Source organism: bacterium (assembly GCA_028821235.1).
In the GTDB taxonomy this organism is placed as follows: domain Bacteria; phylum Actinomycetota; class Acidimicrobiia; order Spongiisociales; family Spongiisociaceae; genus Spongiisocius.
Genome location: JAPPGV010000120.1, coordinates 1 through 26575, shown reverse-complemented (window position 1 = coordinate 26575; position 26575 = coordinate 1). Strand labels below are relative to the sequence as shown.

Below are 26575 nucleotides of genomic sequence, written 5' to 3'. Positions count from 1 at the left end.
CAGGTTAGAGTCGACGGATGGCGCCCCACCGGGCGCTTGCTGGCATCAACCCGGCCGCAGGCGGAAGGCTTCGTAGACGCTGGCAACCCGGCGCACGCCTGCCAGCAACCGGTCCAACTGGCCGGGATCCGATAGCTCCACCTCGTATCGGAGGACCGCGACCCGGTCGCGGTCGGTCCGCGAGGACGCCCCCACGATGTTGGCGCCCGCATCCGATATGACCGAGGTGATGTCCCGAAGCAGGTTGGGCCGGTCGAGAGCCTCCACCTGTATCCACGCACTGAAGCTGCTGAGCTGGCCCGGCGCCCAACTCGCCTCGATCATGCGCTCCTCCTGGCCGGCCAGGCGCTGCATATTGCTGCATTCGGTGCGATGGATCGACACTCCTCGACCGACTGTGACGAACCCCACCAGATCATCGCCGGGTACCGGACTGCAGCACCGGGCGATCCGGACCCAGACGTCATCGAATCCCTCCACTATGACACCCTCGCCGGCCGGTCGGTCCGTCCTCCGCCGCACCGGGTCTAACGTCCCGAGATCCTCCCCCACCACCGGAGTCGAGAGCACCCGCTTGATCCGGCTGACGACCGTCTGCGGGGCTACCGCACCGTCCCCGACCGCTATGTACATCGTCTCCGTGTCGCGGTAGCCGAGCGTGAGGGCCACGTCGTGAAGCACCCTGGTCCGCTCGTTCTTGATGATGTGGACCCGGTCCCGCCTGATCAGGTCCTGGACGGCGTCCCGTCCCGACTGGAGGGACTCCTTGCGGCGAGCCCGTGAGAACCACTGCTTGATCTTGGAGCGGGCCTTGGAGGTGCGGACGAAGCCGAGCCAGTCCCTGGTGGGTCCGGAGTCGTCGGACTTGGTGGTGATGATCTCCACGATGTCGCCCGATTGGAGCTCGGTGGCCAGGGTCACCAGCCGTCCGTTCACCTTGGCTCCCACGCACCGGTGGCCCACCTCGGTGTGGACCGAGTAGGCGAAGTCCACAGGAGTGGCGCCGCGCGGCAGGGTCTTCACGTCCCCCTGCGGGGTGAGCACGAACACCAGGTCCTCGTACAGGTCGAGCTTGAGGTTGGCCAGGAACTCGGCCGGGTCCTCGTAGTCGGCCGGCAGGTTGCGGAGATCCACCATCCACGCCAGGTCGGTGCTCGTCCCGCCTTCCTTGTATCTCCAGTGGGCGGCGATGCCGAACTCCGCGCGCAGATCCATCTCGTGAGTGCGGATCTGAACCTCCAGCGGCTTGCCGTCGGGACCGATCACGGTGGTGTGCAGGCTCTGGTAGAGATTGAACTTGGGAAGGGCTATATAGTCCTTGAACCGCCCCTGGACCGGAGTCCACCGGGAGTGGACCAGCCCCAGCGCGCCGTAGCAGTCCTTGACTATCTCCACCAGGATCCGGATACCGATCAGGTCGTGGATGTCCTCGAACGACAACCTGCTGTCGACCATCTTGCGGTAGATGGAATAGTGGTGCTTCGGGCGTCCCTTGAGCACCGCGTCTATCCCGGCTCGGGCCAGTATCTCACTCGCCTCCGACATGACCTGGCGGATCACGGCCTCCCGCTCGGGCGCCCGCTGCCGGATGAGGTCCTCGATCTCCTGGTAGCGGCCCGGGTACAGGATCTCGAAGCAGAGGTTTTCCATCTCATGCTTGACCTCCTGGAAGCCCATCCGATGAGCCAGCGGCGCGTAGATCTCCAGACTCTCCCGCGCCTTGATTTGCTGGCGCTCCACCGGCAGCGGATGGATGGTCCTGAGGTTGTGGAGCCGGTCGGCGAGCTTGATGATCAGCACGCGCACATCCTGAGCCATGGATACCACCATCTTGCGGATGGTCTCTGCCTGGGCCTCCTCCCGCGTGATGTCGAACTCCACTCCGTCCAGCTTGGTGACCCCGTCGGTTATGCGGGCCACGTTCTCACCGAACAGGTCCTCGACTTCGCGGAGGGTCAGGTCGGTGTCCTCCACGGTGTCGTGGAGCAGTCCGGCGGCGATCGTCTCGGCATCGAGCCCGTACTCGGCCAGTATCTGCGCGACCGCGATGGGATGGGTGATGAAGGGATCGCCGGACAGCCGGAACTGGCCGGCGTGGTAGCTCTGAGCCAGGTCGTAGGCATGGATGACGATGTCGTCGTCGGCATCCGGGAAGTGACCTCTAAGGGCGGAGAGGATCGGTTCCAGCTCGGCTTGGGCGGCATCGTGGCGACCGCGCGCTACCGCAAGGTCTGTCATGGCTCAGCTGTCATAGGTCAGGATCGAATGCAGATCGACTCCGTCCAGCGTTTCCCTTCCACCCAGAAAGGCCAGCTCGATGAGTACCCCCATGCCGACCAGTTCCGCGTCCAGCCCCCGGATCAGGTTGGTAGCCGCCCGGGCCGTGCCGCCGGTGGCTATCACGTCGTCCACTAGCAGCACCCGGTCGTCCGGGCCGACGCCGTCGACATGAACCTCCAGCGCGTCTAGCCCGTACTCGAGTTGGTACTCCTCCTTACGGGTGTGGTAGGGCAACTTTCCCGGCTTCCGCAGCGGTACGAAGCCGCAGCCGAGGACGAGGGCGACAGCCGGCGCCAGCACGAAACCCCGGGCCTCGATCCCCGCCACCGTGGTCACACTCGCATCTTCGAACGGAGCAGCGAGCAGGTCTGTGGCCAACCGGAGGGCGTCGGGATCGGCCAGCAGCGGCGTGATGTCCTTGAACGTCACCTCCGGAACCGGGAAGCCGGGGACGTCACGGACCAGCGTGCTCAACCGACCGACATCCATCACCGTCATCCTAGGAGGGTGGTCGGATAGAGCCGGGCGGGAGGGACGCGGGTCTCATCTACTTCTGCCTTCGAGCGGTCTGCTGGCCTCTGGAACTGAGACGGTGACCGGCGGGTCTCGAGCCACCGGCCTTGCGTTCCGACCGGTAGCGGCGCCTCGACCACTCCGTCTCGCGTTCCTTCCACAGGGCGAGCAGCGGCGCGGCCACGAATATCGACGAGTAGGTACCGGCAGCGATCCCTACGAACAGCGCCAGCGCGAAGTCGCGGAGCGTGCCGGCTCCCAGCAGCAACGAGCCGATGAACAGCAGGGAACCAACCGGGAGCAGGCTGGTGAGCGAGGTGTTGATGGATCGCATCAACACCTGGTTCATGGACCGGTTCACCAGGTCGGTGTAGGTACGCCGGTCCCGGTCGGACTCCACGTTCTCCTTGATCTTGTCGTAGACGACCACGGTGTCGTAGAGGGAGTACCCGAGGATCGTGAGCACCGCCACCACCGTGGCCGGGGTGACCTCGAAGCCCAGCAGCGAATACGCCCCCGCCGTCAGGATCAGGTCGTGCAACAGGGCCGCTATGGCGCCGATCGCCATCTTCCACTCGAACCGGATGCTGATGAAGACCACCACCACGCCCAGGAACACCAGCAACGCCTGCATCGCCCGCCCGGCGATCTGGCGCCCGAACGTGGGGCCCACCGACTCCACGTCGGTCACTTCGATCGTGGTCCCGGCCACCTCTACGAGTGACACCACCATCGAGCGCTCGGTGTCGAGGTCGACCGCTTCGGTCTGGATCCGGATCGAAGTGCCGTCGTCCACCAGCTGCACGCGGGCCGCGGCGCCCATCGATCCCAAGGCCGAGCGGATCTCACCGATACCCGCGCCGGCCGGGTTGGGCATGCTGATGGAGGTACCACCGGTGAAGTCCAGGCTGAGGTTGAGGTTGCGGATGCCCAGGCTCAGCAGGCAGAGCGCGATCGCGACGCCCGAGACGATGAACCACCGGCGGGCCTGGCCGACGAAGTCGATCGAGGTCTCGGCCCGGTAGAGACGGCCGATCGCGCTCATCGCGAGGCCCCCTGGGGCAGCTGCTGTCCGGTCGTGCCCCGGATGCTGAAGAACCCGCCGTCGCCGAGCCGGCTCCGGGCCATGATCGCCGACGCGTTGCGCGTGAACACTACGAACACGATCACGTCGAGCACCGTGGCGATGCCCAGTGCCTGGGCGAAGCCCTTGACCGGACCGATCGCCAGCGCCCACAAGAGCACCGCGCCGACGAACGACACGAAGTCGGCGGTGAGGATGGTCCGGAAGGCCCGCCGGTAGGCCTCCCTATTGGCGTCGACGACAGTCCGGCCGTTGCGGATCTCCTCTTTGGTCCGCTCGAACAGGACGATGTAAGAGTCGGTGGTGATCCCGATCGACACGATCACCCCGGCCACCCCGGAAAGGGTCAGGGTAAGGCCCTGCCAGGCTCCGAGCACCCCGAAGATGACGATCAGCAGGCTGCCGAACACGGTCAACCCCAGCAGGGTCACCAATCCGAGGGAGCGGTAGTAGACCATCAGGAAGAACACCACCAGCACCAAGGCCCCCACGCCCGCGATCAGTCCCGCTCGTAGGGAGTCCTCGCCGAGGGTTGCCGAGACCTTCTGGACCGCTGATCGCTCGAAGGCCACCGGCAACGACCCGTACCGCAAAACGGTGGTCAGATCCTCGGCTTCCTCCTGTTGGTCCTCCGACGCGCCCAGGGTTATGACCGCGGTACCCCCGCTGATTCCGTCCGGACCGACGCCGGCCGAGATCTCCGGCGCCGAAACAACCGCTCCGTCCAGCACTATCGCCAACCGGCGGTTGGGGGTTCCCATGGGATACTGGGCGAGCAGCCCGGTGACCGCCGCGAACCGGCCGGCGCCCTCCCCGGTCATGTTGAGCTGCACCGTCCATGCGCTATCGGCATACTGCCCGAAGAGGGCTAGGGCCGAAGCCACCTCCGCGCCGGTCAGGAGGCTCGGCACGGTGGGCAATCGGGAACAGTCCAGCCCGTGGTTACAGATGCCCTGGCGATGGGCGGCGATGTCCGCCGGGCCCACCTCGTAGACCGCGGCGATGTTCCCCAGGTCGTCGTACTCGGGCAGGAACGATCTGTCCGCGTTGATGTCGTCTTCGACGGTGAGCCCGGTCTCGGGGTCGACGCCGTCGGGGAACACGAAGCCTTCACCCTGCTCCCCCGCCCCCAGATACGGTGAGATGGACAGGACCGGCCGGAAGGACAGCAGCCCGGTTCTCCCCACCGCGTTCAGCGCCCGCTCCTGATCGGTCACGCCGGGCAACTGGACCAGTATCGAAGTTCCTCCGGTGATGGAGATCTCCGGCTCCTGGACGCTCCCGAAGTCCTCGATCCGCCGCCTCATGACCTCGACCGCGGTCTCGATCACTCTCTCGTCGGTGCCTTCCGGCCCCTCCAGGATGACCGAGGTTCCGCCCTGCAGGTCAAGGCCCAGCCGGGGGGTCCAGCCGAGAGCGAAGATCGCAACCAGCCCACCCCAGGCGAGACCAGCCAGGATGACGACCGCGAGCCAGCGGCGAAACACGGGAGAGTTCTACTCCTAGGAGGAGTCGGCGTTCATGCGGGATGCCACGGCGCTGCGCAGCACCCTGATGCGCCCTTCCTCGATGCCGAGGGTCACCCAGTCGTCGCCCAACCCGACGATCACTCCCATCAGGCCACCGATGGTGCGAACCTGATCGCCGACCTCCAGGGCGGCCGACAGAGCTTGCTGCTTCCGGGTCCGCTTGCGCTGCGGCCGGATGATGAGGAAGTACATGAGCGCGCCGAGCAGCAACAGCGGCCACAGGACGCTGAGACCGCCACCGGCGTCTGTCTGGGCTATGTAGGCAACGGACACCTTTTCACACCTCTTTCGGATCGGTTTTGCTTGGGACCGCCTCGGATACGGACCCACCTGTATGAGGGTGGGTCGATGGTAGCGGTCATGACGAAGAGGGGAAGTTGAGGTTACGGGACATGCTCTAGGGCCCTTGCCCACGCCGGGCCACCACGCGTCTATGGAGCCGGGCGAAGGCGCCGGCCGCGATTGCCTCCCGGACCTCCTCCAGCAGCCGGTGCGTGGCGGCCAGGTTGTGTATGGAGAGAAGCCGGGGCAACGACAGCTCGCGGGTGTTGGCCAGATGCCGCAGATAGGCGCGCGAATAGGTACGGCAGGTCGAGCACGGGCACTCGGGATCGAGGGGCGCTTCGTCTCCGGCGAACCGGGCCAGCCGGATGTTGTAGTCGCCCCGGCTGCTGATGACCTTGCCGTGACGGGCCAGCCGCGTCGGCCACACGCAGTCGAACAGGTCCACTCCCCTGGCGATGGCTTCGAGCAGCCCCTCCGTGTCTCCGAGGCCCATGAAGTAGCGGGGCGCCTCGGCAGGAAGGCCGGCCACCGCAGCCTCCACGGACTCGTTCCGGCGTCCGAGGTCCTCACCGACGGAGAGGCCTCCGATCCCGAACCCGTCCACATCCAGCTGGGCGGTACGCCGGGCGCTCTCGTAACGCAGGTCGGGATCGGCGCCGCCCTGGACGATGCCGAACAGCGCCTGGTCCTCCCTGCTGCGGACGCCAACCGAGCGTTCGGCCCACCGCAAGGTGCGCTCCATGGCCTCCGCCACGGCGTCTGTGGGCGCCGGCAGGCCGATGCAGACGTCGAGCACCATGGCGATGTCGGGGCCCAACTCCTCCTGGATGAACACGGCCTGCTCGGGAGTCAGGAACTGAGGCGAGCCGTCGTAGACGGACTTGAAGCCGCATCCCTCCTCGGTTATGGAGGCTCGCAGCGAGAAGGCCTGGTAGCCGCCGGAGTCGGTCAGGATCGGACCGTCCCAACCCATGAACGTGTGGAGCCCGCCCAGGGCGGAGATGCGCCCGGCGCCGGGCCGGAGCATCAGGTGGTAGGTGTTGGCCAGCACCATCCCGGTGCCGACGGCGCGCAGGTCGCGGGAGTCGAGGCCCTTCACCGAAGCCCTGGTGGCGACCGGCATGAAGGCGGGGGTCTCGACGGCGCCGTGTGGGGTTGAGAGAAGGCCCCGGCGGGCCGCGCCATCCTCGGCCTGGCACCGGTAGGTGACCGGGCGGGCGCGCGTCATCGGGAACCGGCCGGGGTCGGTGCCCGCTCCAGGAGCATGGCATCGCCGAAGGAGAGGAAGCGGTAGCCGCGGTCGCGGGCCGTCTCGTAGACCGACCGCCATGATCCCCCTACGAAGGCCGCCACCAGGACCAGCAGCGAGGACCCCGGCATGTGGAAGTTGGTCAGGAGCACATCCACGGCTCCGAAGCGGTGGCCGGGCGTGATGTAGAGGCTGGTCGAGCCCCGGTACGGGGCCGGCCGTCCGTCACGCCAGGCCGTCTCGAGGGCCCGCACCACCGTGGTCCCCACCGCCACCACCCGGCCTCCGGTTCGGCGGGTCTCCATCATCCGGTCCACTGTGGCTTCGGGCACGTCCATCCATTCAGAGTGCATGCGGTGATCGGCGATCTCCTCGGTGGTGATCGGGCGAAAGGTGTCCAGGCCGATCCGGAGCTCGATACGCGCCAGGCCGATCCCCCGTTCCGCCAGGCCGCCCAGGATACGGGAGGTGAGGTGGAGGCCTGCGGTGGGGGCGGCGGCCGAGCCCACCCGGTCCGCGAACACCGTCTGGTACCGCTCCGGGTCGTCGAGTGTCCGGTGGATGTAGGGAGGGAGCGGGACCAGGCCCGCCTCCGCGATGGCGCGCTCCACGACCTCCTCCCCTGCTTCGCCCGTTGCGGTCCGGAGTGTCAGGTCGACCTGGCCTTCCACCGGATCGGTCTCGACACGGGCCACCAGCCCGCCGGTTCGGACCATGGAGCCCGCTCTAAGGCGGCGGGCGGGCCGGGCCAGCGCCTGCCAGCGATCACCCCTGCGTCCCAGGAGCAGTAGTTCCACCCGTCCACCGGTGGGTTCCCGCCGGCCGATCAGGCGGGCAGCCCGCACCCTGGTGTCGTTGACCACCACGAGGTCGCCGGGATGCAGGAGCTCCGGCAGGTCCCGGACCGTCCAATCGGTCAGGTCGGACGCCCGGATCAGCCGAGCCGAGTCGCGGGGCTCGACCGGGGACTGGGCGATCAGGTGATCGGGAAGCCGGTAGGCGAAGCCGGAGGTTTTCAAGGGAGCAAGCTGGTGGACATTAGGCAGGCGTCAGTGGCCGGTGGCCGCCTAGCCTAGGAAGGAAGTCTGGGCCGATCCGGGCGCCGGCACGCCCATGTGCTCGTAGCTGAGCGCCGTGGCCATCCGCCCGCGCGGGGTGCGCGCCACCAGTCCCCGCTGGACGAGAAACGGCTCGTAGGCCGACTCCACCGTCTCCGGCTCCTCCCCAACGGCGATCGCCAGGGTGGTGAGCCCCACGGGGCCGCCGCCGAACTTGGACACGATGGCGTCGAGGATCATTCGGTCCACCTTGTCCAGTCCCAGATCGTCCACCTCCCAGAGCGCCATACCGGCCGCGGCGACGGCCTCGTCTATGCGCCCGTCCGCCCGCGCCACCGCGTACTCGCTCATCCTGGTCAGCAGGCGGTTGGCAATGCGCGGCGTGCCCCGGCTCCGGACCGCCACGTAGCCGGCGGCATGGTCGGTCACCGGGACGCCGATGATGGTCGCCGACCTAGTCACGATCCGCTTCAGTTCATCGTCCTCGTAGTAGTCGAGCCGGTCCACCATGCCGAAACGATCCCGCAGGGGGGCGGTCACCGTTCCGATCCTGGTGGTGGCGCCGACCAGGGTGAACCGGGGCAGGCTCAGGCGGAGCGATTGGGCGGTCGGGCCCTTGCCGACCACGATGTCGAGGGCGAAGTCCTCCATCGCCGAGTACAGGACCTCCTCTATGACCCGCTGCAGGCGGTGGATCTCGTCGATGAACAGCACGTCCCCGTACTCCAGCCCCGACAGGATGGCGGCCAGGTCTCCGGGGCGTTCCACCGCCGGGCCCGAGGTCGAGCGGAGCTGCGCCCCCATCTCGGCGGCGATGATGCGGGCCAGGGTGGTCTTGCCCAGGCCGGGCGGACCCGAGAGCAGCAGGTGATCGAGGGGGCGGCCCAGCTTGATCGAGGCGTCCATGGAGACGGAGAGGCGCTGCTTGATCTTCCGCTGCCCCACGAACTCGTCCAGCGTCTTGGGACGGAGCAGCACCTCGCCGGCGTGGTCCTCCTCGGTGGGGTGGGTGGCCAGGAGGCCGTCCTCACGCACCGGAGAGGCCCCTGTTCCGGCCCATCACCTTGAGCGCGCTCCTGACCATCTCCTCCACCGGTCCGTCGAGCGAAATCTCCTCCAGGGCCGCACGAACCTCGACCGGCAGGTAGCCCAGGGACTCGAGGGCCTCCCTGACCCTCGCCACCTCCGAGGTAGATGCCATGCCCACCACCATGGAGCCCAGCTTGGGCCGGAGGTCGAGGATCAGCTTCTCGGCCTTGCGCTTACCGATCCCGGGGGCCGCCACCAGCGCCGCGACATCATCCGTGGCTACGGCCTGGCGGAGATCGGCCGGGCGCATTGTCGCCAGGATGGCCATGGCCAGGGCCGGCCCCACGCCGCTGGCGCCCAGGAGGATCCTGAACATGTCGCGGCTGGCCTGCCCGTCGAAGCCGTAGAGAGCCATGTTGTCCTCCCGCACCGCCAGGTGGGTATGCAGCACCACCTCCTCGCCCAGGCCGGGCAGAGACGTCAGATCCCGAGGCGTCACGTTCACCTCGTAACCGACGCCGCCGGCCTCGATCACGACACCCGACTCGCCCTTGGCGACCAGCATGCCCCGGAGCCGGCCGATCATCCGGCAGCCCTCCGAGCCGCCGCCTCGACGCGGCCCAGCCGGTTGCCCGTGCTCTGCATGTGGCAGAGGGCGATGGCCAGGGCATCGGCGGCGTCGGCCGGTCGGGGCGCCTCCCGCATGCCGAGACGCCGCGCCACCATCTGCTGGACCTGCGCCTTGGAAGCCCGGCCGTCGCCGGTGACGATCGCCTTGACAGCCGAAGGGGAGTACTCGAACACCTCGAGCCCTGCCCGTGCCGCCGCCAGCATTATCACCCCCGAAGCCTGGCTCACCTGGGTGGCGGTGAGACGGTTCCGGTTGACGAAGACCCGCTCGATGGCCATCACCTCCGGCCGGACCTCCTCGATCAGCTCCGTGATGTCCTGGTACAGGACGTCCAGCCGGGTGGCGGTGGGCAGGCCGGCTTCCGTCCTGATCACGCCCGCGGCCCGGACGGCCGGCGAGCCGGCGCCCCTGCGGACCGCACCGAACCCGGTGGTCGTCAGCCCGGGATCGATACCGATCACGAGCACGGCGTTTCCGGGGCCGGTACCGGTGATGCGAACATACGTTCTAGCCTAGCCGAGGCTAGGCACGGTTCCGGCTCTTTCCGGCCTGCCAAACGTCTTGCCAGTGGTCTGTCTGTGGAATGGCGGCGTGGTATGGCGTCGGCAGCGGTGTTCCTCGCAAGGCCCGCTGACGAAGGCGTGCCCGCAGCGGCACGGTGAGGAAGCGGAACGCAGCGAGGGGCGCCGATGACCGCCAGAGTACGCCTAGCGGTTCCACAGACAGACCACTACCAATCGTCGGGGTCCACGCGCTGGCTCCGGAGCCACTCGATGACCCGGTCACGATGGAACAGGAGGCGCCCCTTCACGCGGGCGCAGTCGATCCAGCCCTCTCCGATGAGCCGGCGGGTCTCCTCTATGGAGAGACCGAGCAGGTCGGCCACCCCGGGCACATCGAGGACCGGGGGGAAGAGCCGGGGATCGCTGCCGGCATCCGATGGGTAGATCATGCCGTCGCCCAGTCGTCGCGCGCGAATCGCAAGTCCCGCTCCATTGTCAGGGGTTGGCAGGAGCGACGGTCACGTTTGTGATCTGGTCCGTCACCCAGGTGATCACGGTTGTCCCCGCATTTGTAAGCCCCGTCCGGAGGGCGAACACCACCAGCACGCCGACCACTATCCAGGCCAGGATCGTCGAGGTCTCGGCTGCTCCCTTCTCCTCCCGAATCCACAGCGTACGGGCATGAACCCGCGCCATCGTCCTGGCGCCGATCTTGATCTTCACCTTTGCTCCCTTCCTATCTCGGAATTGCTCGATACGACCCGACCAACGAACCAGCAGAGCCACCTGACCCGCCGAACCCCTGCTCCCCCAATCTGCTCATCCCCCGAACACGATCGATGGGATCGGGGCGGCCATGAACAGCATCGTGATGGGCGCGAGGACCACCACCACCGGAATGACCATCAGGATCCGCCGCCGCGCCGCCGCCCTCCTGAGCGCATCCCGCCGCATCGCCCTCAGGTCCTTCGACAGCCCGAGCAGCGCATGGGAGAGATCGGATCCCTGCTCCTGGGATCTCGCCATGACGCGGTAGGTCCGGGCCGCCTCCGGCTCCGGCGTCAGCCTCTCCGCCCGGGCCATGGCCTCGGCGAAGACCCAACCCCGCTCGTGCAGGTGGAGCACCTCGGCGATCTCCTCCACCGCGATCCCGCGGGCGCGGCTCACCACGTACCGAAGACCCTGGATGGGTCCACCTCCCACCCGGGTGTACATGGCCACCAGCTGGTTGATGGTGTAGAGCTCCGAGCGGATGGCCTCCCGGCGACGGCGGACAGCCTCGGACAACCGGGTACGAACCTGGAGACCGCCCAAGGTTGCACCGGCCGCCATGAACAGGATCACCCTCATGGCGGACCCGCCACTCAGCAACGCGACTCCTGCCAGACCGGTGGCGTACAGGACCATCAGGCCGAGGGACCGCATCCGGTATGCCCGGGGTCGTGCGGCTTCATCCAGATCCGGAAACAGACCCCCCTGGCGCAGGCGGACGGCCAGCTCCCGATCGTCCATCGGCATCAGGAGCCGCGCCAACGGATACACCACCCCGGCCAACATCGGTCCAACCAAGCGGCGAATGGCACCCTCGCCGAACGTCCGTCCCGGATCCATCCGGCCCGCGGCGTCGGCGCTCGGACGGAACTCGAACCCGGGGGCGTTGGAGTAGGGTCGCACCCGCGACCGCAGGCGCCGAGGCGGCTTTATCCAGAGCGCAACCCCGGATACGGCAAAGACCACCGAAGAGGCAACCGCCAGGACCGACAAGCCGGTTCTCATCGCCACACTCCCTTCTCGACTTCCCGGGCGCCGGCCAGCACACGAGGCTCACCGGTCGACCGGCCGATGTACTTCAGGAGCGCCACCCCGATCGCCGACCACACCACCGCCGCCAGGACCACGACCAAACCGGAACCGGAGCGATAGAAGGCCTGGTACTGGTCCGAGGTCTGCGTGAGAAACAGCAGCAGGAGCCACGGAATAAGCACCACCACCCAACTCTCGATGCGTTGCTCGGTTCCGTCGGCCCGGATTTCGGCCTCGAGGCGGAGATCCTCCGTTATCTCTCCGATCAGATCGCGGAGCACCTCCGCGACGAGACCACCGCCGTGCTCGTGCGCCAGCACCAAGACCTCCAGGATCCGATCGGAGTTGGGATCGCCCAGTTCCTCCTTCATCATCTCCAAGCCGGGGATCACCCCCATCATGCGGGCCATGAGTCGGAACCGACCGAACGCGGGTCGGAGCGGCGCCGGCCCCCGTTCGGCCAGGTCGCCCAGAGCGAGTGTCAACGTCGACCCTGCCGAGATGGCCGCAAGCGCGTCCCGGAGAGCATCCGGCCAGGCCTGGCGGATCTGGCGGAGCCGTTCACGGCGGCGGCGCGTGTAGAAGGCATACGGCGCGAGCGCCATGACGACGGCCGGCATGATCGCCAACCACCAAGCGGCTGTGACTACGGTCATGACGGCCAGCGTCGCCAAACCCAAGGCACCGGAGCCGGCCAAGAACTGGAGCGGGCTCAGGTCGCTTCCTGCCTGTACCAGCCAGAGGTGATAGCGGGACAGGTCGCGCCGGGCGGAAGCCCTGCGGCGCACGGCGGCCGTGTAACCCGTGAACAGGCCGGCCGCCATGTAGACGGCCACTCCCGTGGCCAGGGACGCCAGCAGCCTCACAGCGGCGGCTCCCAGCACTCGGACAGCACGGCTTCGATGCCGGCGCCGTCGGGAAGGGACCGTTCCAGCCGCTGCCGGACGCCGGGCGGCGGGAGTACGCCGGTCCACTCGAGGGTTGCGGCGACATCGTTCCGGCGGAACAGGGGCTCGGTCGCGAGCCCGCCGCGCCGGTGACGGGGGTCGAGGACCAGTATCTCCATGACCCGGCGCCGGATGCCCGTCGCGCCGGTCGGCTGGTCCCGCTGCAGGTGTACCACGAAGTCGATGGCCGTACCGAACACGCGGGTCAGGATTGCCTCGGTCACATTCTCACCGGCCATCAAGGCTGCGTTCACCAGCGCAACCAGAGCCGCAGAAGCAGAATCGGCGTGGATGGTGCAGGCGAACCCGCACCCGGCGTTGACCGCCCGGGTGAGCTCGAATGCTTCCGATCCCCGTACCTCGCCGACGCAGATGAGGTCAGGACGCTGTGCCAGCACCACCTTCACCAGATCCCGAAGCGTGTAGCGCCGGCTACCGTCAAGGTTGGGCGGGCTCGCCTCGTAGAAACTCCCGTGGAGCAAGGGCATGTCGAGCTCCCTGACCTCCTCGCATACCCGGACACAAAGATCGGCAGGAACCGACCTCAGATAGGCGCTCAGGAGGGTGGTCTTGCCCGCCCCCGGCGGTCCGCTGAACAGGATGGTGGTGTTGGCTCGGGCCGCCACCCAAAGGAAGGCCGCCGCAGGCCTGGACAGCACGCCGCCCTCCACCAGAAAGCTGAAGTCATAGTTCTTGACCGTGTACTTCCGGAGGGTGACCGACAGGCGGTCCGCCACCGGCGGGATGACCGCGGTGAGGCGAGCCCGTCCCCCGAGCACGCGCGCCTGCTCGATCGGGTTGGAGACATCGAGTCTCCGGTTGGTCCCAGCCAGAATCCGGGTGACGATCTGGCGGTTCTCCTCCTCGGAGGTGGGGGTGTCGAGGGCCTGCAAGCGCCCGGATGAATCGATGAACGTCACCCGCTCACCCTCGATGAAGACCTCTTCTATGTCGTTACGGTCGATCACCGGCGTCAGCGGTCCGTAGCCGACCAGAGAGTCGACCAGCCTCGCGCCGATCTCGGCAAGGATCACGGAACGGGCGGACACCCCCTCCGCCGAAGGCCCTCCTCTGGTAGGCAGATACCAGATGGTCCACCTCGGCCCGGATGGTCTCACCGTCCTCGAGGGGATCCAACTCCAGCTCACCGATGCGTTCCGCCGCTCGCCTTCGCAGGGTCTCGTACGGGCCGGTGCTCACAACGCTTCCCGGTCGCCACTGCTCACCATGGCGCCGCCGAGCTTTTCCACGGTCCTGATGAAGGAACCCTTCGGCGCGGGCGTTCCGTTCCACACGGCGCGATCCAGACCGGTGTCGACCGGTAGCCAGGTTATGGAGTCGGGAACGAGGCTCCTCAGTAGCTCATCGCTCAGCTCGCCCCGCTGGAACTTGGTGAGGGCGCGGGACTCGAACACGATGTGTAGAGGCGCAGCCGTGATGGTGCGTGCCCTGGCGGACCAGGCAAGGGTTCTCGACAACCCGACCGGGGTGGGCTCGGCCAGGCAAACCACCTCCCCCGCCAGTCCGAGCAAGGCCCGGCTCACATCGAAGCGCCCTTCACGGGCCTTGGCCGGACCAGGTTCCTCCAGATACGGAGAGGCCTTGAGGATCACCTCGTCTTGCAGCGCCGAGATGGTCTCGACCAGGTCCACCATCTCCTCCGCCTGAACCGTGTGCCAGTCGGTGGGGTCGGGCAGGCCGGTCAGAAGCGTTACACCGTAGGGCCCGGCCAAGAATGAATCCCTCACGTCACCACGGAGCAACAGATGGGCGTCGAGGGCCGTCAGCAGATTCGGAACGATTGGTAGGGAAAACCGCTGCGCAAGCATCGGGGTGATGGTGTCCACCTCGATCACCATCGCTACACGCTGGCGGGCTTGGAACGCTCCCGCCAGTATGACGGCCACGTCAGCGGCCACGTCACCGCCGGCAACCATCGTGATACGGCCCAACCGAGTCTGCTCGCGGATCGTGGCGGCCCCCACACGTGATCGAGGCAGGCCGTCGAAGGCCACGGTGGCGACTATCTCCAGGATCGTCTCCGGGCCGCCGCCGGCCGGAGCCATGCCGTCCACACCGAGCGCCAGGAGGCGTTCCCTGCCCAGTTCGCCCGAGTCGGGGTCGAAGATTCCCACCACTTTGCGGCCTGCCTTCTGGATCCGATCTACCAGACGCGGGCTCAGGAAGCTGGTGATGTCGTCAATCAGCAGGACCTCGTATTCCGTCTGCAGCGCCTCCGTTGCGGTGAGCACCGTTCCCTTGAGGCGGGCACCGCCGAAATCGCTGAGGAACCGCACCAGCTCGGAGGCCCAACCCCGTTGCGACCCGGCGATGGCGATGACGGGCTCGAATCCGATCACGAGCCCGGCCCGAGCGCGGGCAGCCGGGATTCCCGGATGGCCGGATAGCCACGGTAGGCGGGAAGACCGGTCGATCTGAGCAGGTGGATCGAGCCGGAGTCGAGGGCCGAGGAGAGCAGGAGGGCCTGCACCGGACTCACCGACACGGTCAGACCGAAGCCTGACCCGGACAGGCCCCGACCGGCGGCTGTCACGGCCAGGACTTCGATGCCGGAGGCTACGAAGCGGCTCCTACTCCCCTGGACCAGCACCACGTCGATGCGATCACCGACATGGAGGGCCGCGCCGACGGCTCGATCAGGCGAGATCGGAATGCTCATCGCCCGCTGCCCGTCCGGAGCGGCGACCGGCCTCAGGTCGTCCGCCATCAGCGGGCCGCCCGCTTCCACATCGCGTACCACCACCTGCCCGAAGAGGTTGGCGAGGCGTTCCCGGGAGAGCGCGCGATCCACGAACGGGCCGTCGGCATCCACGTACCGGTAGGAGACATCGGCTGTGCCCAACCGGCTGCCGGCCGGTATGGCATGGGCGGCCACGGGGACTTCGACCCCTTCTCCCTCGTCCCGGAGGATCAGCACATTGAGCAGGAACGCCAGCAGGCCGGCGGTGATCATCACCGCGTGGCCGAAGGAGAGGCGACTGAAGGGATTCCGCCTGCGGCTCGTCGGACGCCGTGGGGTCACCGCCGTCCATGGTGGTGTTCCGGGGTCGACCATGTTCACACTCCTCCTCTGCTGTCAGCCGTAGCGGGATGACTATATCCCATAGTTTCAGAGGATGCGATGGTGTTGAAATAATTTTTAGCACTTTAAATAAGTATGAATGATTATGAATAAACCGACAGAAGCATCGAATTCCAAGAACAATGAAGGGTTCGGAGTGTTTCCTATCCGGCCGGTCCGGCCTCTTGTCGGAAGGTTGAGAGGCGGTGCTGTGACCCCTCTATCTCGGCTTGGTGCGCCGCATCACATAGGCCACCCGGTCGAGGGCAACATGGATCCGCCCGACCGCGGTGCTCATCGCAACATGATCCCTCGCCACCCACTCGATCTTCCCTGTGAAGCCGGATTCTCCGCCCCGGCAAACCACCTCGAAGTCCGCTTCGATGAGCTGGAGCATGCCTATCCGGGCGAGAAAGGTCTCAACCGTATGGCTCTCGGGCTGCCCTTCGCCAATTGTCGGCAACACCGCCAGAGCATCCACACCTGGCAGGCAGACCTCGGCCCGCCCGTTCCGCGTCTCCATGGTCATTAGGTCGTTACGGACGTACACGGGCAGGCCGTCCAGACGGCGCCTACCGACCAGGATGCGCACCATACGACCCGCTTGGGAAGCCTCCCACGCCACGTCGGGCATTCTCTTCTGGCGGGCCGCCAGGATCATCGCCTCGGACTCGGCTACCTCGAACTCCTGCCGGATGTGTGTCTCCATACGCCGGTGCAGTCCCGAGTCGAAAGGATCGTTTCCATACACAGATGCTCTCCCACACTGGCTTCGCAACGGCAAACGATGCTCGCGTCCAAGAGTATCTCCACCGGTGGAGAGATGATCCGGCTTCACTGACGAATTTTCCGCGTTCTGGGTCTTCCGCGTTGTTTTTGGACCGGTATTCAACTCTCAGATGGAACGGATGACAGGATCTAACTGTATACGTTCTTATGACTACTAGTGAATTGGCGCTGTGATGTGCGCCGGCCGGCGGCCTCTTCGCAAGGCCCGCTGACGAAGGCGTACCCGCAGCGGTCTGTCAAGGAGCGAAACGCAGCGACGGGACCGCCGAAGGCAAGCAGAACACGCCAAGCAACTTCACAGGCCGACCACTGCCATCAGGGATCAATATCATCTAACAGCAACTAGCAACTAGCAACTAGCAACTAGCAACTAGCAACTAATCGATGGCTACGAACAGCCGTTCCGAGGCGAAGACGCTGATGCCGACCGGCTGATCAAGCACTTCTACGGTGATACCCCCATAGGGGTCCTTCTGTACCAGGCTGATCCGGGCGTCCGGCCGGATGTGGTTCTCGTCGAGAAACCGCATCATCTCCGCATCGAGCTCCAGCTCCTCCGAGATCCGCTCCAGAGCCAGCGTCTCGCCCCTCTCCATTTCGGCGATCGGCTTCATCCGGGGAGGCTGGTAGCCGGCGCCCGGAATGGGATTGCCGTGCGGACAGGTCTTCGGATCATCCATGGCGGCCCACATGGCCTTCTCGACGTCGTCCGAGATCATGGTCTCCCACACCTCGGCCTCCTCGTGCACCTTCGCCCATGGAAGCTTCAGCACCTCGGAGAGAAACCTCTCGGCGAGGCGGTGCCTGCGCACCACGACCGCGGCGAGGTGGCGACCCTCCTCGGTGAGACGAACCTCGTCAGAGACCTCGACCAGGCCCTCCGCCGTCATCCGGCGGACCATCTCGGACACACTCGCCGGACTCACTCCCAGCCAGCGCGCGATGCGGGCCTGGAGAACCGGAATGCCGGCTTCCTCTAGTTCCCAGATGGCCTCGGCGTATTCGCGGCATCGGACGGAGTAGGCGGGATCGGTCATGCGGCAATCGTAGACATTATCGAACCGGCCCGCCCGCCGACCTAGCCCCCTAGGTGGCAACCGACCGGTCTGACTCCATTCTCAGTCGCCAGGTGGGTCATCGGCACATCGTGGGAATCGGTGGGAAGTCCGTCGACCACCAGCGCCGAGACCGTCACTCCGACCCTCGCCGCGCCTTCGGGCACCGTCAGCAGGAACCGGTCGTAATAGCCGCCGCCGCGGCCCAGACGCTCGCCATCCGGCCCGAACGCCAGGCCCGGCGTGAGCACCACCGCCACGGTCGACGGATCGACGAGGGGAGCAGTGGCCACCGGCTGCTCGAACCCGAACCGGTGCCGCTCGCGGGGCGCGTCCACCGGGTGGAGGGTCAGGGGCCCGCTGGGCGGGGTGCGGGTGACCGCGAACGTCCGGCTCACCCGGTCCGGTACCGCCGTCACGTCGACCTCGTCGGGGAGCGGGAGGTACATGACCACGCTCCCGGCCGGAATTCCGGCCCCGGCCAACCACTCGACGATCCCGTCGACGGCCGCGGCGGCCTCATCATCAGGGATGCCCGGCCGGCGTATCCGCCGAGCCCAGCGCCGAAACTCCTCCTTACCCCCACCGGACGGCGGAGGCGGCGCGCCATGAGACTCCCGGTTCCTCATCGTGGCCTTGCAGGCCGGATGCCTCGGGAAGTCGAAGGCGGTCCGGCGCGGCCCGGCGGCAACTCCTGGAAACAAGGAGGTTCCATCCGGGTGAAGTTAGCTGTTCTCTCGCCTCCGGGATCAGCTATGCCCCCCTGACCGGGGATCGGGCCGCCGCGCCAGGTAACCTGCCCGGCCATGGGAACACTGGCCCGCGGCCTCCGATCGAGCTTGACCTTCGCCGTCGGCATTCCCCTTACCGCGTTCTGCGCGGTGGTGGTCATCCTGCACACCCTGTTTAGACCCCCTGGGGGACTGCTGGAGCGGGTCCCCGGCTTCTGGGGCCGGACGTGGTGCCGGGCCGCCGGCGTGAAGCTCACCGTGGAGGGCTTGGAACGTATTGACCCGAAACAGGCGTACGTGGTGATCTCCAACCATCAGTCGGCCTTCGACATCTTCGCCCACTTCGCAGCCTTGCCGGTTCCGATCCGCTTCCTGGCCAAGCAGGAGCTGTTCAAGATCCCCGTCTTCGGAACGGCCATGCGCAGGATGGGGATCGTGGAGGTCGACCGGGGCGCCGGCCGGGCCACCCACCAGGCCGTCAACCGGGGCGCTGCCCGAAACATGGCCCTAGGACGCTCCCTCATGATCTATCCGGAAGGCACCCGATCACGCGACGGTGCGATGTTGCCGTTCAAGAAGGGGGCCTTCGCCATCGCCCGCAACCTGGGCGTGCCCATCGTGCCCACCGCGATCACGGGCAGCCGCCAGGCCTGGAGCCCGGGGTCAAAGATCATCCGTCCGGGACATGTAACCGTGACGATCCTGGATCCGATCTCGACCGAGAACATGACGCTGCGAGACCTCGGCGGCCTGACCGAGCAGGCGCACTCGCTGATCGCGAAAGTGGCCGATCCCGAGGCCGCCGCGGAGCCCAGCGACAGCCGCACTTGAAGAGCGGCTCCGCCGCTCGGAACACCTCGGTCCAGCACTTCTAAGTGCGGAGCGTCCCCGACCTCCACAGCAGAGAACGACGCCTGGGGTCGCCGAGCCGAGCCTTCCGAGCCAGCCACGCCAGGTAGGCGATCGCGACGATCTCCTGGCCGATCGGTAGCAGGTCGGCGCTGGACAAGCTCGCCAGTCCCGACCAATCGGATTCGATACCGGTGGGAAGCTCGTAGCCCAGCATGGGCCACAGCAGCAGCTGCGGGTCGATCCACCCCAGGTCCAGCACCAGGTGCATGATCGCTCCGGCCGCCACCACCACAGCCCGCTTCCGGCCCCGGCTGCGGCGGCTAGTGAGCACCAGGGCCGCCACCAGCAATCCGAGGCAAAACGCGACAGAGTGGCCGATGAGCCGGCCTGCACCCATCCCCTCAGCCGGAACCCACCAGCCCGCCATCCACTCGATTGCGTCGGGCAGGAGCGCTCCGATCGCCAGGAAGCGGAGGTCCGCGTCAGAGTCCTTGAAAGCCAGCCGGAAAAGGAATACAGCTCCGCCCAGGTGCCAGAAGATCATCGCCCCGCTAGCAGAGCTTCAGAGGCACAGGATGGCGGCGCAGTGGATGCATTGGGGGATGCTGTCCGACGCCACCTCTTCGTACTCGGCCACCGACATCTGAAGATGGCAGGCGCCGCAGACCCTTCCGTCCACCTCCCCTACGACCACCCCACCCCGACGCTTCCTCAGCTGAACGTACTTCCGGAGCAGCCCCCGGTCGATCTCAGGCGCGATTTCGGCCTGCCGTTGCCGGTACCGCGCCAGCGACGCGTCGATTGCCGCCTCGAGCTCGGCGACCCGGGCTGCCAAGCGGCGCTCGACCCCCGATGCCTCCGTAGCCGTCTCTCTCGCCGCCTCCTCTTCCGCGTCCAGGCGCTCGCGCTCTTCGAGCAACTCGAGCAACTCGTCCTCCATCACGGAGACCCGTTTGCGGAGGTTGCCGACCTCATGGCGCAGATGGTCTGCCTCCCGGGCGCTCATGGCCCCTGCGAAGAGGCGCCGCTCCTGCTCCCGAACGCGTTGCTCCGTCATGGTGAGCTCGTCCTCGACACGGGCCGTGGATCTCTCGACGGCCCGCAGCCGGTCGTTCACATCCGAGTGGGCGGCGGCAGTGGCCGCGGCCTCCACCGCAGCCTCCCGGAGCTCGGCCAGTTCGGGCAGCGTGCGGCGGTCAATCCGTAGCTTGTCGATGAGCGAATCCACCTGTTGCAGTTCGAGCAGATCCGAGAAGCTGGTCAGCCGTTCCATCAGAGTCCCCACGGATTGTCGTCGCCCCCGACCAATTCGACGGGCATGTGCGCTATTCCGGCCACCAGATCGTAGAGCGCTCGTACCCCGGGACGCTCCGTGGGGGCATGCCCTGCATCCACCATCACCATCCCCGAGTCTGCCGCCCGCCGAGCCTCATGATGCGAGACGTCGCCGGTGACGTAGGCATCAGCGCCGGCGCAGGCGGCGTCCTCGACTCGGGAGCCACCAGAGCCGGGCAGCACCGCCACACGGCGCACGACCCGGTCGAGCGGGCCTGAGAGGCGGGGCCGGGCGCCGAGCCGTGCTTGCACGAGGTCGGCAAGATCCCCCACCGAGCCACCGAAGGATCCGAAGCGGCCCAACCAGATCTCGTGCCCGGCGCCGGTCATCGAGGAGGCGAAGCCCTCCGGGTCCCGGATCTCCAGGGCAGCGGCCAGCGAATCCGAACTTCCCCCGGCAGCCGCGTCCCAGTTGGTGTGGACCGAAATGACGGCCACCCGCCCTTCCGCGAGGGCGAGTACCCGTCCCTCCGCACCGGGCACGGCGGTCACCGAGCTGAGGGGGCGGAATAGCAGCGGGTGATAGGTGACCACCAGCTCCGCCCCGGATGAGAGGATCCCATCCAGGATCCTGCCGGTGAGCTCATGGACCACCGCCATGGTCGAGACCTCCCGCTCCGGATCGCCGATCTGGAGACCCACCGCGTCCCATTCGGCGGCGGAGGAGAACGGCGCTCGCCGGTCGATTGCGGCAAGGATCTCACCGACACGGAGGCTCATGATGCCGGCCGGACAACCGTGCGGGGGAGACCGGTACCGGCGGCCGGCGGGGAGCCCACGACCTCAGGCGACGCCCGAGACCTCCCACACCCGGGCCTCCCAGATGGACCGCGAGCCGCGGGTGCTGACCCGGACCACTCCGCGCTCCACCAACTCGGAAAGCACCTGGCTGGTGGCGAGCTTGCTCGGGAGGGGTATGGCCCGCTCGGTGAGCTTCCTCACCTTGGTGTAGAGACGCCTGGCGGCCTCGATGATGGAGGATTCATCCTGCAGGGATCCGGTCGGCAGGAATAGGCGCCCGCCGGCGCTCAGTCGGCGCCTTGCCTCCTCGAGCATGCGAATGGGAAGCTCGCTCCCCCGGGTGCCGCCCCCGCCCCTGGTCGGGAACCATCCGCTCTCATCCGCCAGGGTGTCGGGGATACCGGACACATCGCCGATGATCACGTCTGCTCGAACATCGTCGGCAAGGGGCTCGAACAGGTCGCCCTGGTAGAACGTGATGCGATCGGCCACGTCGTTGGCTTCGGCGTTGGCGCGGCCCACCTCGATCACGTCCGGGCTCTTGTCGATGGCGTGTACGTGGCGGGCGCCGAGCTTGGCGGCGATGATCGACAGCACCCCCGATCCGCATCCGACATCGATGGCCACCTCGCCCTCCTGGATACGAAGCTCGCGAGCGATCAAGGCCGAGATGGTGGAAGGACGGAACGTGGTGTCCGAAATCTGGAGGTTCATCGGGCCGAGCCGGCCCTTCCACAAGAATTCCTCGGACACCCTCTCCCGCCTCCGTGACGACTAAGGGGGAACGATAGCGACTCGGGAGCAGTCCGGAAACGGAATTGCCGGGTGCGGAGAGCCGCAGCAAACTGTTCGGGGACGGTTTCCTCTACACGAAGGCCGGTGGAACAATGCGCCTCTCACCGGAAGGGATAAAGCAGCGCCTCTCCGATGCCCGGTCGGCCACTCTTGGAACCACCCATGGGGCCGGCCGGCCCCACTTGGTTCCCATCGTGTTCGCATACCGGGAGGGCCTCATCTACACCGCTATTGACGCCAAGCCGAAGACCACCCTGCGCCTGCGCCGGATCCGCAACATCGAGAGCAACCCGCAAGTGTCCGTGCTGGTGGATCACTACGAGGACGACTGGGACCGGCTCTGGTGGATCCGGCTGGACGGGGTGGCCCGGATCGTGATCGACGGCCCCCTCCGCGATACCGCCCTCGAGATCCTGGCGGAGAAGTATCCCGTGTATGCCGACCAACCCCCTCCCGGCCCCGCCATAGCGATCACTGTAGAACGCATCCGCTCCTGGTCGGCCTCCTGAGTCCGTCAGGGTTCGTCAAGCCGCCTGGCTGTTATATCACATGCGCTATATTGGAGTACCATGTACAACCAGTTACGAGAGACCCGGTTGGCCAAGGGAATCACCCATTCCCAGCTTTCGGCCATGACTGGCATCGCGCAACCGAACCTGTCCCGTATCGAGGCGGGGAAGGTGGATGCGAGGTATTCCACACTGGCGCGGATAGCACGCGCTCTGGGAGTGGAGTTGGTGGTCTCTGATCCGGCCGTTCTCACGCTCGCCGAGGCGCAGGCCAGGATGGCCGATGGCGCCCGACGGTTGGCCGAACGCGGTATTCCGCCCCGTGACAACGAACAACGGCTGGAGTGGAAACAGGCTCGCGGAGTCGACACAACGGTCGAGCGACGACTCCTGGGTGAAACCCTCTGAACTCATCGCCCTTGCATTGCAGGCGTCGCCGAGCAGCGCTGAGAACAGTTCCCTTCTCCGTGTTGGACCGGATCATGAGCTTGCTCCGGCCAGCGCTAGCGTGAAGCATCATGTCCCACTTCACGCCGGCCCTGTTCGACTTCCTGGAGGAACTGGCTGTCAACAACCGGCGCGACTGGTTCCAGGCCAACAGGCAGCGATACCGGACCGACGTCCAGGATCCCCTCCTCGGGTTCGTGACCGACTTCGAGGATCCGCTCGAGAGCATCAGCCCCCATATGGTGGCCGACGCCCGGAGGTCCGGCGGGTCGGTGTTCCGCATTTACCGCGACGTCCGCTTCTCGAAGGACAAAACCCCTTACAAGACCAATGCCGGTGTCCACTTCCGCCACGAGGCTGGGCGGGATGTACACGGGCCGGGGCTCTACCTGCACCTCGAACCCGGCACGGTGTTCGCCGGCGCCGGCATATGGAGGCCGAACGCGGCCACAGCCGGAAAGATCCGGGAGGCCATCGTCGAGGACCCGGATGAATGGCTTCGGATCGTGGAGGAGCCGGACTTCGCCTCCACCTTCACGCTTGAAGGCGAGTCGCTGAAGCGCGCCCCGAGGGGCTTCGACCCCGACCATCCCCTGATCGACTACCTGAAGCTGAAGTCGTTCGTGGCCACCACCAGCTTCTCGGAAGAGGAAACGTGTGCCCCGGACTTCATCGACCTCTACACCGACACCTGCCGGGTAGCCGCGCCCTTCACCGGTTTCCTCACAGCCGCTCTAGGCCTGGCCTGGTAGCAGGATGGTGGACCGCCCGCACGGTGGATAGAACCGAGCCGTAGGGATGCCCGACGGCGTGCCAGGAGGTCGGCTGGGACGGGGCCTGGCGTCATCGATCGGCGTGGCAGTGGAGCGATGCGCGACCTGGCGAATATCGGTCGCAGCTTCGGTCGGCGTCGTCGGGTGCGTGGGTGGTCTCGCTTGGCGCCAGGCGCGGCTGGCGGGACTGGACCTGCTGGACAGTCGGGGCTGGTACACGCCGGACGAAGCGGCAACCCTGTTCGAGGCCCTCGACCGGCTCGACGCGAGCGCAAGGGCCGTCTACGCGACGACCGCACTCACCATCGACATTGTCTTCCCGGCCTCCTACGGCCTGCTGCTCGCAGTCCTGCTGTTCCGGCTGTTCCGAGGCGGAGCGCCGCTGTACCTGCTGCCGCTGGCAGTCGCCCTGGCGGACGGGCTGGAGAACATCACCGTCGCGTTACTGGCCCTAAGCCATAACGGCGCGCCGTCTCCGCTGGCATGGCCGGCCACGGTGTTCACCGCGGTCAAGACCGCGCTGTTCGTGGCGACGCTGGTTGTGACCTGTGTCGGCGTGATGCGCTGGATATGGCGACGCACACGGCACTCACGCTGACCAGGAACGTCCCTGGACAGTACGGCTAGTCGCCGACGATTTCGATGAGTAGCCGGCATTGGTCGCTCGGTCCCCATTCGTCGACTTCGTTGAGGACGGGCACTTTGACGTTACGGTGGAAGCGGCGTGACGCGAACGCCCAGTCGAGTTGGTTCGTGGCAGTCTCGGGGGTTTGGCTGGTTGTGCGATAGGTGGGCACGTTGCGAGTGTCGGGCGGGAGGCAATCGGGGGTCGGCTCACTTCCAGACGGCCTGTTTCTTCAGGAGCCATTCGAGCTGTGCCAGGCTGAGGCCTGTCTCGCGCAGGATACGTCGGACGGTGCTCTTGGAACTGGCTTCCACGTTCGGAGTCCCGAACTGTGGATGTGGTTTTTCTTGGAGCGCTAGGACAGCTTTGCAGATGTTCGACCAACTCTGATGTGCGCGGGTCCTGATCCGCTTTACTCCCTCCCAGGCATCCAGCGTAGGAGAGTCGGATGGCAGCGAGGGGGCAGTCTGAGGGAGATTGGGGTCGTCCTGACGCTGCGGAGCGGGCGTTCCCGGGCCAGTTGGGTTGTTGTGAGTTCTCGGACGGTCAGGTGTCCTCGCCTTTCTTGGTTGATCCTTGCTAAGTGCTCTCATTGCAGATGCCCACCCGCCGATGATGGCAGCCAGCCCGCCTATCGCATAGATTACGAAGCCTATGATGAACAGCCACACCATGACGGTGACTAGGCCGCTGTCAGCCATCTGCGGCGTGCCTATTTGCCGGATGCCCTGTCTCGGTCCTCATGTCACTGGTCTCGCTTTCCACAAGACCGTGGTGGATGAGGCGGATCGCCCGCAAGGAAATGAGGAGTGGCCGGATCCTGATCTGGCTCACTTCCAGACGGCCTGCTTCTTCAGGAGCGCTTCGAGCTGTGCCAAGCTGAGACCTGTCTCGCGTTGAATGCGTCGGACGGTGCTCTTGGAACTGGCTTCCACGTTCGGAGTCCCGAACTGTGGATGTGGTTTTTCTTGGAGCGCTAGGACAGCTTTGCAGATGTTCGACCAACTCTGATGTGTGTGAGTCCTGATGCGCTTCACCCCGTCCCAGACATCTTGTGTAGGAGAGTCCGGCGAGGGTCTACGGGTGGAGGGTCTGGTGTCGGTTTCGTCTGTGAGAAGGAGTAGCGGCTGATCCCCTAGGAGAGAATCCAGTTCAACTCCGGGGTCTGACACGAACTCCGGAGGTTCGCATACAGGATCGTTCCGGAAGAACAAGTCCCAAGAAGCTTGGCGTACGGCCTGTTGCAGCTCTGGATGAGGGTGCTGTCTCTCTGTCAACATGCCTGCCCAGAACGGCATGTAGCAGAGGTTCCACCCGGCTGTGAATGCGTCGGGGTTCCATGGATGACCCCAGATGTGGCGAACGCTGTACCCAGAGCCACGGTAGATACTCCGGCCGCTGTACCTCTGCCAGGCCTGCTGAGCGTAGGCGTTGTCACCAAGGATGACGGTCCGCCCCTCCCAGGTAGCCTCATCGCCACGACCTTTGCCCCGGTAGAACTTTCGGCTGAACCGAGCCCGGTCCGGGAAATAGGGAGTCCGCTGTCTCACTCGGGTGGGATCCACGAAGAACGAATAGTTGAAAGCCGCCTTCAGGATCGTGGTCCCGCCCCTTTGCAGATAGAACTCCAAGGCCTGTATCGGCGGGACAAGCTCACCAACATAACTGCGAGTCCGAACCATCAACCCTCTCGTCATACGACAGCCTACACCCACGCGATCCCATGATCACTTAGGAGATGAGGATGGTCTTCTCGGAGGGTTTACCCATCTAGGTAGATGACAAGCGCGGAGGGGATACCCCAGTTTTCCGGAGTGGGAGGGGATACTTGAGTTGGTGGTGTGCTGACCCGGAAGGAGCGGTCTCATGCCATATCCAAGGATGCTCCTACGGTTGTCAAGTCGGGGACGGGGCGAGTTGGCGGGTTCGG

Annotated in this window: 30 protein-coding genes; 5 read left to right on the top strand and 25 right to left on the bottom strand. The window is 66.4% G+C overall.

Annotation, left to right across the window (positions count from 1 at the left end):
* Nucleotides 1-45: 45 nt before the first annotated feature.
* The 20 genes from OXK16_12475 to OXK16_12380 form a co-directional block, all read right to left on the bottom strand.
* Entirely contained in the window at nucleotides 46-2238 is a 2193-nt protein-coding gene (locus OXK16_12475; GenBank protein ID MDE0376758.1) for a bifunctional (p)ppGpp synthetase/guanosine-3',5'-bis(diphosphate) 3'-pyrophosphohydrolase, read from the bottom strand.
* Between the two features lie 3 nt (nucleotides 2239-2241).
* Nucleotides 2242-2778, bottom strand: coding sequence for an adenine phosphoribosyltransferase (locus tag OXK16_12470; GenBank protein MDE0376757.1), 537 nt, complete (start codon nucleotides 2776-2778; stop codon nucleotides 2242-2244).
* Nucleotides 2779-2827: 49 nt separating this feature from the next.
* Complete coding sequence (secF, locus tag OXK16_12465; protein MDE0376756.1) at nucleotides 2828-3838, bottom strand: protein translocase subunit SecF; 1011 nt, start codon at nucleotides 3836-3838, stop codon at nucleotides 2828-2830.
* Entirely contained in the window at nucleotides 3835-5364 is a 1530-nt protein-coding gene (secD, locus tag OXK16_12460) for a protein translocase subunit SecD (protein ID MDE0376755.1), read from the bottom strand. The genes secF and secD overlap by 4 nt, the downstream gene beginning before the upstream one ends.
* A gap of 15 nt (nucleotides 5365-5379) precedes the next feature.
* Entirely contained in the window at nucleotides 5380-5679 is a 300-nt protein-coding gene (yajC, locus tag OXK16_12455) for a preprotein translocase subunit YajC (protein MDE0376754.1), read from the bottom strand.
* Between the two features lie 124 nt (nucleotides 5680-5803).
* Complete coding sequence (gene tgt / locus OXK16_12450; GenBank protein MDE0376753.1) at nucleotides 5804-6919, bottom strand: tRNA guanosine(34) transglycosylase Tgt; 1116 nt, start codon at nucleotides 6917-6919, stop codon at nucleotides 5804-5806.
* Nucleotides 6916-7959, bottom strand: a complete 1044-nt coding sequence (gene queA / locus OXK16_12445) for a tRNA preQ1(34) S-adenosylmethionine ribosyltransferase-isomerase QueA (protein ID MDE0376752.1) — start codon at nucleotides 7957-7959, stop codon at nucleotides 6916-6918. Before queA ends, tgt begins: the two co-directional genes overlap by 4 nt.
* Before the next feature lie 48 nt (nucleotides 7960-8007).
* A complete protein-coding gene (gene ruvB / locus OXK16_12440; GenBank protein MDE0376751.1) occupies nucleotides 8008-9033 on the bottom strand; it encodes a Holliday junction branch migration DNA helicase RuvB in 1026 nt (341 codons plus the stop codon).
* Nucleotides 9026-9613, bottom strand: coding sequence for a Holliday junction branch migration protein RuvA (ruvA, locus tag OXK16_12435; GenBank protein MDE0376750.1), 588 nt, complete (start codon nucleotides 9611-9613; stop codon nucleotides 9026-9028). Before ruvA ends, ruvB begins: the two co-directional genes overlap by 8 nt.
* The gene (gene ruvC / locus OXK16_12430) at nucleotides 9610-10125 is read right to left on the bottom strand and encodes a crossover junction endodeoxyribonuclease RuvC (GenBank protein ID MDE0376749.1); all 516 of its coding nucleotides are present in this window, start codon (nucleotides 10123-10125) and stop codon (nucleotides 9610-9612) included. The genes ruvA and ruvC overlap by 4 nt, the downstream gene beginning before the upstream one ends.
* 263 nt (nucleotides 10126-10388) lie before the next feature.
* Nucleotides 10389-10610: a helix-turn-helix domain-containing protein gene (locus tag OXK16_12425; protein ID MDE0376748.1), complete on the bottom strand. Its 222-nt coding sequence runs from the start codon at nucleotides 10608-10610 to the stop codon at nucleotides 10389-10391.
* 46 nt (nucleotides 10611-10656) lie between these two features.
* Nucleotides 10657-10884 carry a hypothetical protein gene (locus OXK16_12420; GenBank protein ID MDE0376747.1) on the bottom strand — a complete coding sequence of 76 codons (228 nt, stop codon included), beginning with the start codon at nucleotides 10882-10884 and terminating at the stop codon, nucleotides 10657-10659.
* Nucleotides 10885-10980: 96 nt separating this feature from the next.
* On the bottom strand, nucleotides 10981-11937 hold the full coding sequence (locus OXK16_12415; protein ID MDE0376746.1) for a type II secretion system F family protein: 957 nt from the start codon (nucleotides 11935-11937) through the stop codon (nucleotides 10981-10983).
* A complete protein-coding gene (locus tag OXK16_12410; GenBank protein ID MDE0376745.1) occupies nucleotides 11934-12830 on the bottom strand; it encodes a type II secretion system F family protein in 897 nt (298 codons plus the stop codon). Before OXK16_12410 ends, OXK16_12415 begins: the two co-directional genes overlap by 4 nt.
* A complete protein-coding gene (locus OXK16_12405) occupies nucleotides 12827-13960 on the bottom strand; it encodes an ATPase, T2SS/T4P/T4SS family (GenBank protein MDE0376744.1) in 1134 nt (377 codons plus the stop codon). Before OXK16_12405 ends, OXK16_12410 begins: the two co-directional genes overlap by 4 nt.
* Before the next feature lie 147 nt (nucleotides 13961-14107).
* Nucleotides 14108-15271, bottom strand: a complete 1164-nt coding sequence (locus tag OXK16_12400) for a hypothetical protein (GenBank protein MDE0376743.1) — start codon at nucleotides 15269-15271, stop codon at nucleotides 14108-14110.
* Nucleotides 15268-15987, bottom strand: a complete 720-nt coding sequence (locus OXK16_12395; GenBank protein MDE0376742.1) for an RcpC/CpaB family pilus assembly protein — start codon at nucleotides 15985-15987, stop codon at nucleotides 15268-15270. The genes OXK16_12400 and OXK16_12395 overlap by 4 nt, the downstream gene beginning before the upstream one ends.
* A gap of 226 nt (nucleotides 15988-16213) precedes the next feature.
* The gene (locus OXK16_12390) at nucleotides 16214-16702 is read right to left on the bottom strand and encodes a hypothetical protein (GenBank protein ID MDE0376741.1); all 489 of its coding nucleotides are present in this window, start codon (nucleotides 16700-16702) and stop codon (nucleotides 16214-16216) included.
* Nucleotides 16703-17159: 457 nt separating this feature from the next.
* Nucleotides 17160-17819, bottom strand: a complete 660-nt coding sequence (locus OXK16_12385; protein ID MDE0376740.1) for a metal-dependent transcriptional regulator — start codon at nucleotides 17817-17819, stop codon at nucleotides 17160-17162.
* Nucleotides 17820-17860: 41 nt separating this feature from the next.
* Nucleotides 17861-18541 carry a 5-formyltetrahydrofolate cyclo-ligase gene (locus OXK16_12380; protein MDE0376739.1) on the bottom strand — a complete coding sequence of 227 codons (681 nt, stop codon included), beginning with the start codon at nucleotides 18539-18541 and terminating at the stop codon, nucleotides 17861-17863.
* A 135-nt stretch (nucleotides 18542-18676) separates the two neighbouring features.
* Here OXK16_12380 and OXK16_12375 point away from each other — a divergent pair, with 135 nt between their 5' ends.
* Entirely contained in the window at nucleotides 18677-19399 is a 723-nt protein-coding gene (locus OXK16_12375; GenBank protein ID MDE0376738.1) for a lysophospholipid acyltransferase family protein, read from the top strand.
* A 40-nt stretch (nucleotides 19400-19439) separates the two neighbouring features.
* Here the strand turns inward: OXK16_12375 and OXK16_12370 are convergent, their stop codons facing one another.
* The 4 genes from OXK16_12370 to OXK16_12355 form a co-directional block, all read right to left on the bottom strand.
* Nucleotides 19440-19964, bottom strand: a complete 525-nt coding sequence (locus OXK16_12370) for a metal-dependent hydrolase (protein MDE0376737.1) — start codon at nucleotides 19962-19964, stop codon at nucleotides 19440-19442.
* A gap of 18 nt (nucleotides 19965-19982) precedes the next feature.
* Nucleotides 19983-20693 (bottom strand): hypothetical protein, encoded by a 711-nt coding sequence (locus OXK16_12365; protein MDE0376736.1) that lies wholly within the window; start codon nucleotides 20691-20693, stop codon nucleotides 19983-19985.
* Nucleotides 20693-21475 (bottom strand): Nif3-like dinuclear metal center hexameric protein, encoded by a 783-nt coding sequence (locus OXK16_12360; protein MDE0376735.1) that lies wholly within the window; start codon nucleotides 21473-21475, stop codon nucleotides 20693-20695. Before OXK16_12360 ends, OXK16_12365 begins: the two co-directional genes overlap by 1 nt.
* A 63-nt stretch (nucleotides 21476-21538) precedes the next feature.
* Nucleotides 21539-22249 carry a 50S ribosomal protein L11 methyltransferase gene (locus OXK16_12355; GenBank protein MDE0376734.1) on the bottom strand — a complete coding sequence of 237 codons (711 nt, stop codon included), beginning with the start codon at nucleotides 22247-22249 and terminating at the stop codon, nucleotides 21539-21541.
* 65 nt (nucleotides 22250-22314) lie between these two features.
* Here OXK16_12355 and OXK16_12350 point away from each other — a divergent pair, with 65 nt between their 5' ends.
* The 4 genes from OXK16_12350 (at nucleotide 22315) to OXK16_12335 (ending at nucleotide 24618) form a co-directional block, all read left to right on the top strand.
* Nucleotides 22315-22800 (top strand): TIGR03668 family PPOX class F420-dependent oxidoreductase, encoded by a 486-nt coding sequence (locus OXK16_12350; protein MDE0376733.1) that lies wholly within the window; start codon nucleotides 22315-22317, stop codon nucleotides 22798-22800.
* A gap of 60 nt (nucleotides 22801-22860) precedes the next feature.
* Nucleotides 22861-23208, top strand: a complete 348-nt coding sequence (locus OXK16_12345; GenBank protein ID MDE0376732.1) for a helix-turn-helix domain-containing protein — start codon at nucleotides 22861-22863, stop codon at nucleotides 23206-23208.
* Nucleotides 23209-23318: 110 nt separating this feature from the next.
* Nucleotides 23319-23999, top strand: a complete 681-nt coding sequence (locus OXK16_12340) for a DUF2461 domain-containing protein (protein ID MDE0376731.1) — start codon at nucleotides 23319-23321, stop codon at nucleotides 23997-23999.
* Nucleotides 24000-24045: 46 nt separating this feature from the next.
* Entirely contained in the window at nucleotides 24046-24618 is a 573-nt protein-coding gene (locus tag OXK16_12335; GenBank protein ID MDE0376730.1) for a hypothetical protein, read from the top strand.
* Nucleotides 24619-25475: 857 nt separating this feature from the next.
* Here the strand turns inward: OXK16_12335 and OXK16_12330 are convergent.
* A complete protein-coding gene (locus tag OXK16_12330; GenBank protein MDE0376729.1) occupies nucleotides 25476-26327 on the bottom strand; it encodes a hypothetical protein in 852 nt (283 codons plus the stop codon).
* Between the last annotated feature and the right edge of the window lie 248 nt (nucleotides 26328-26575).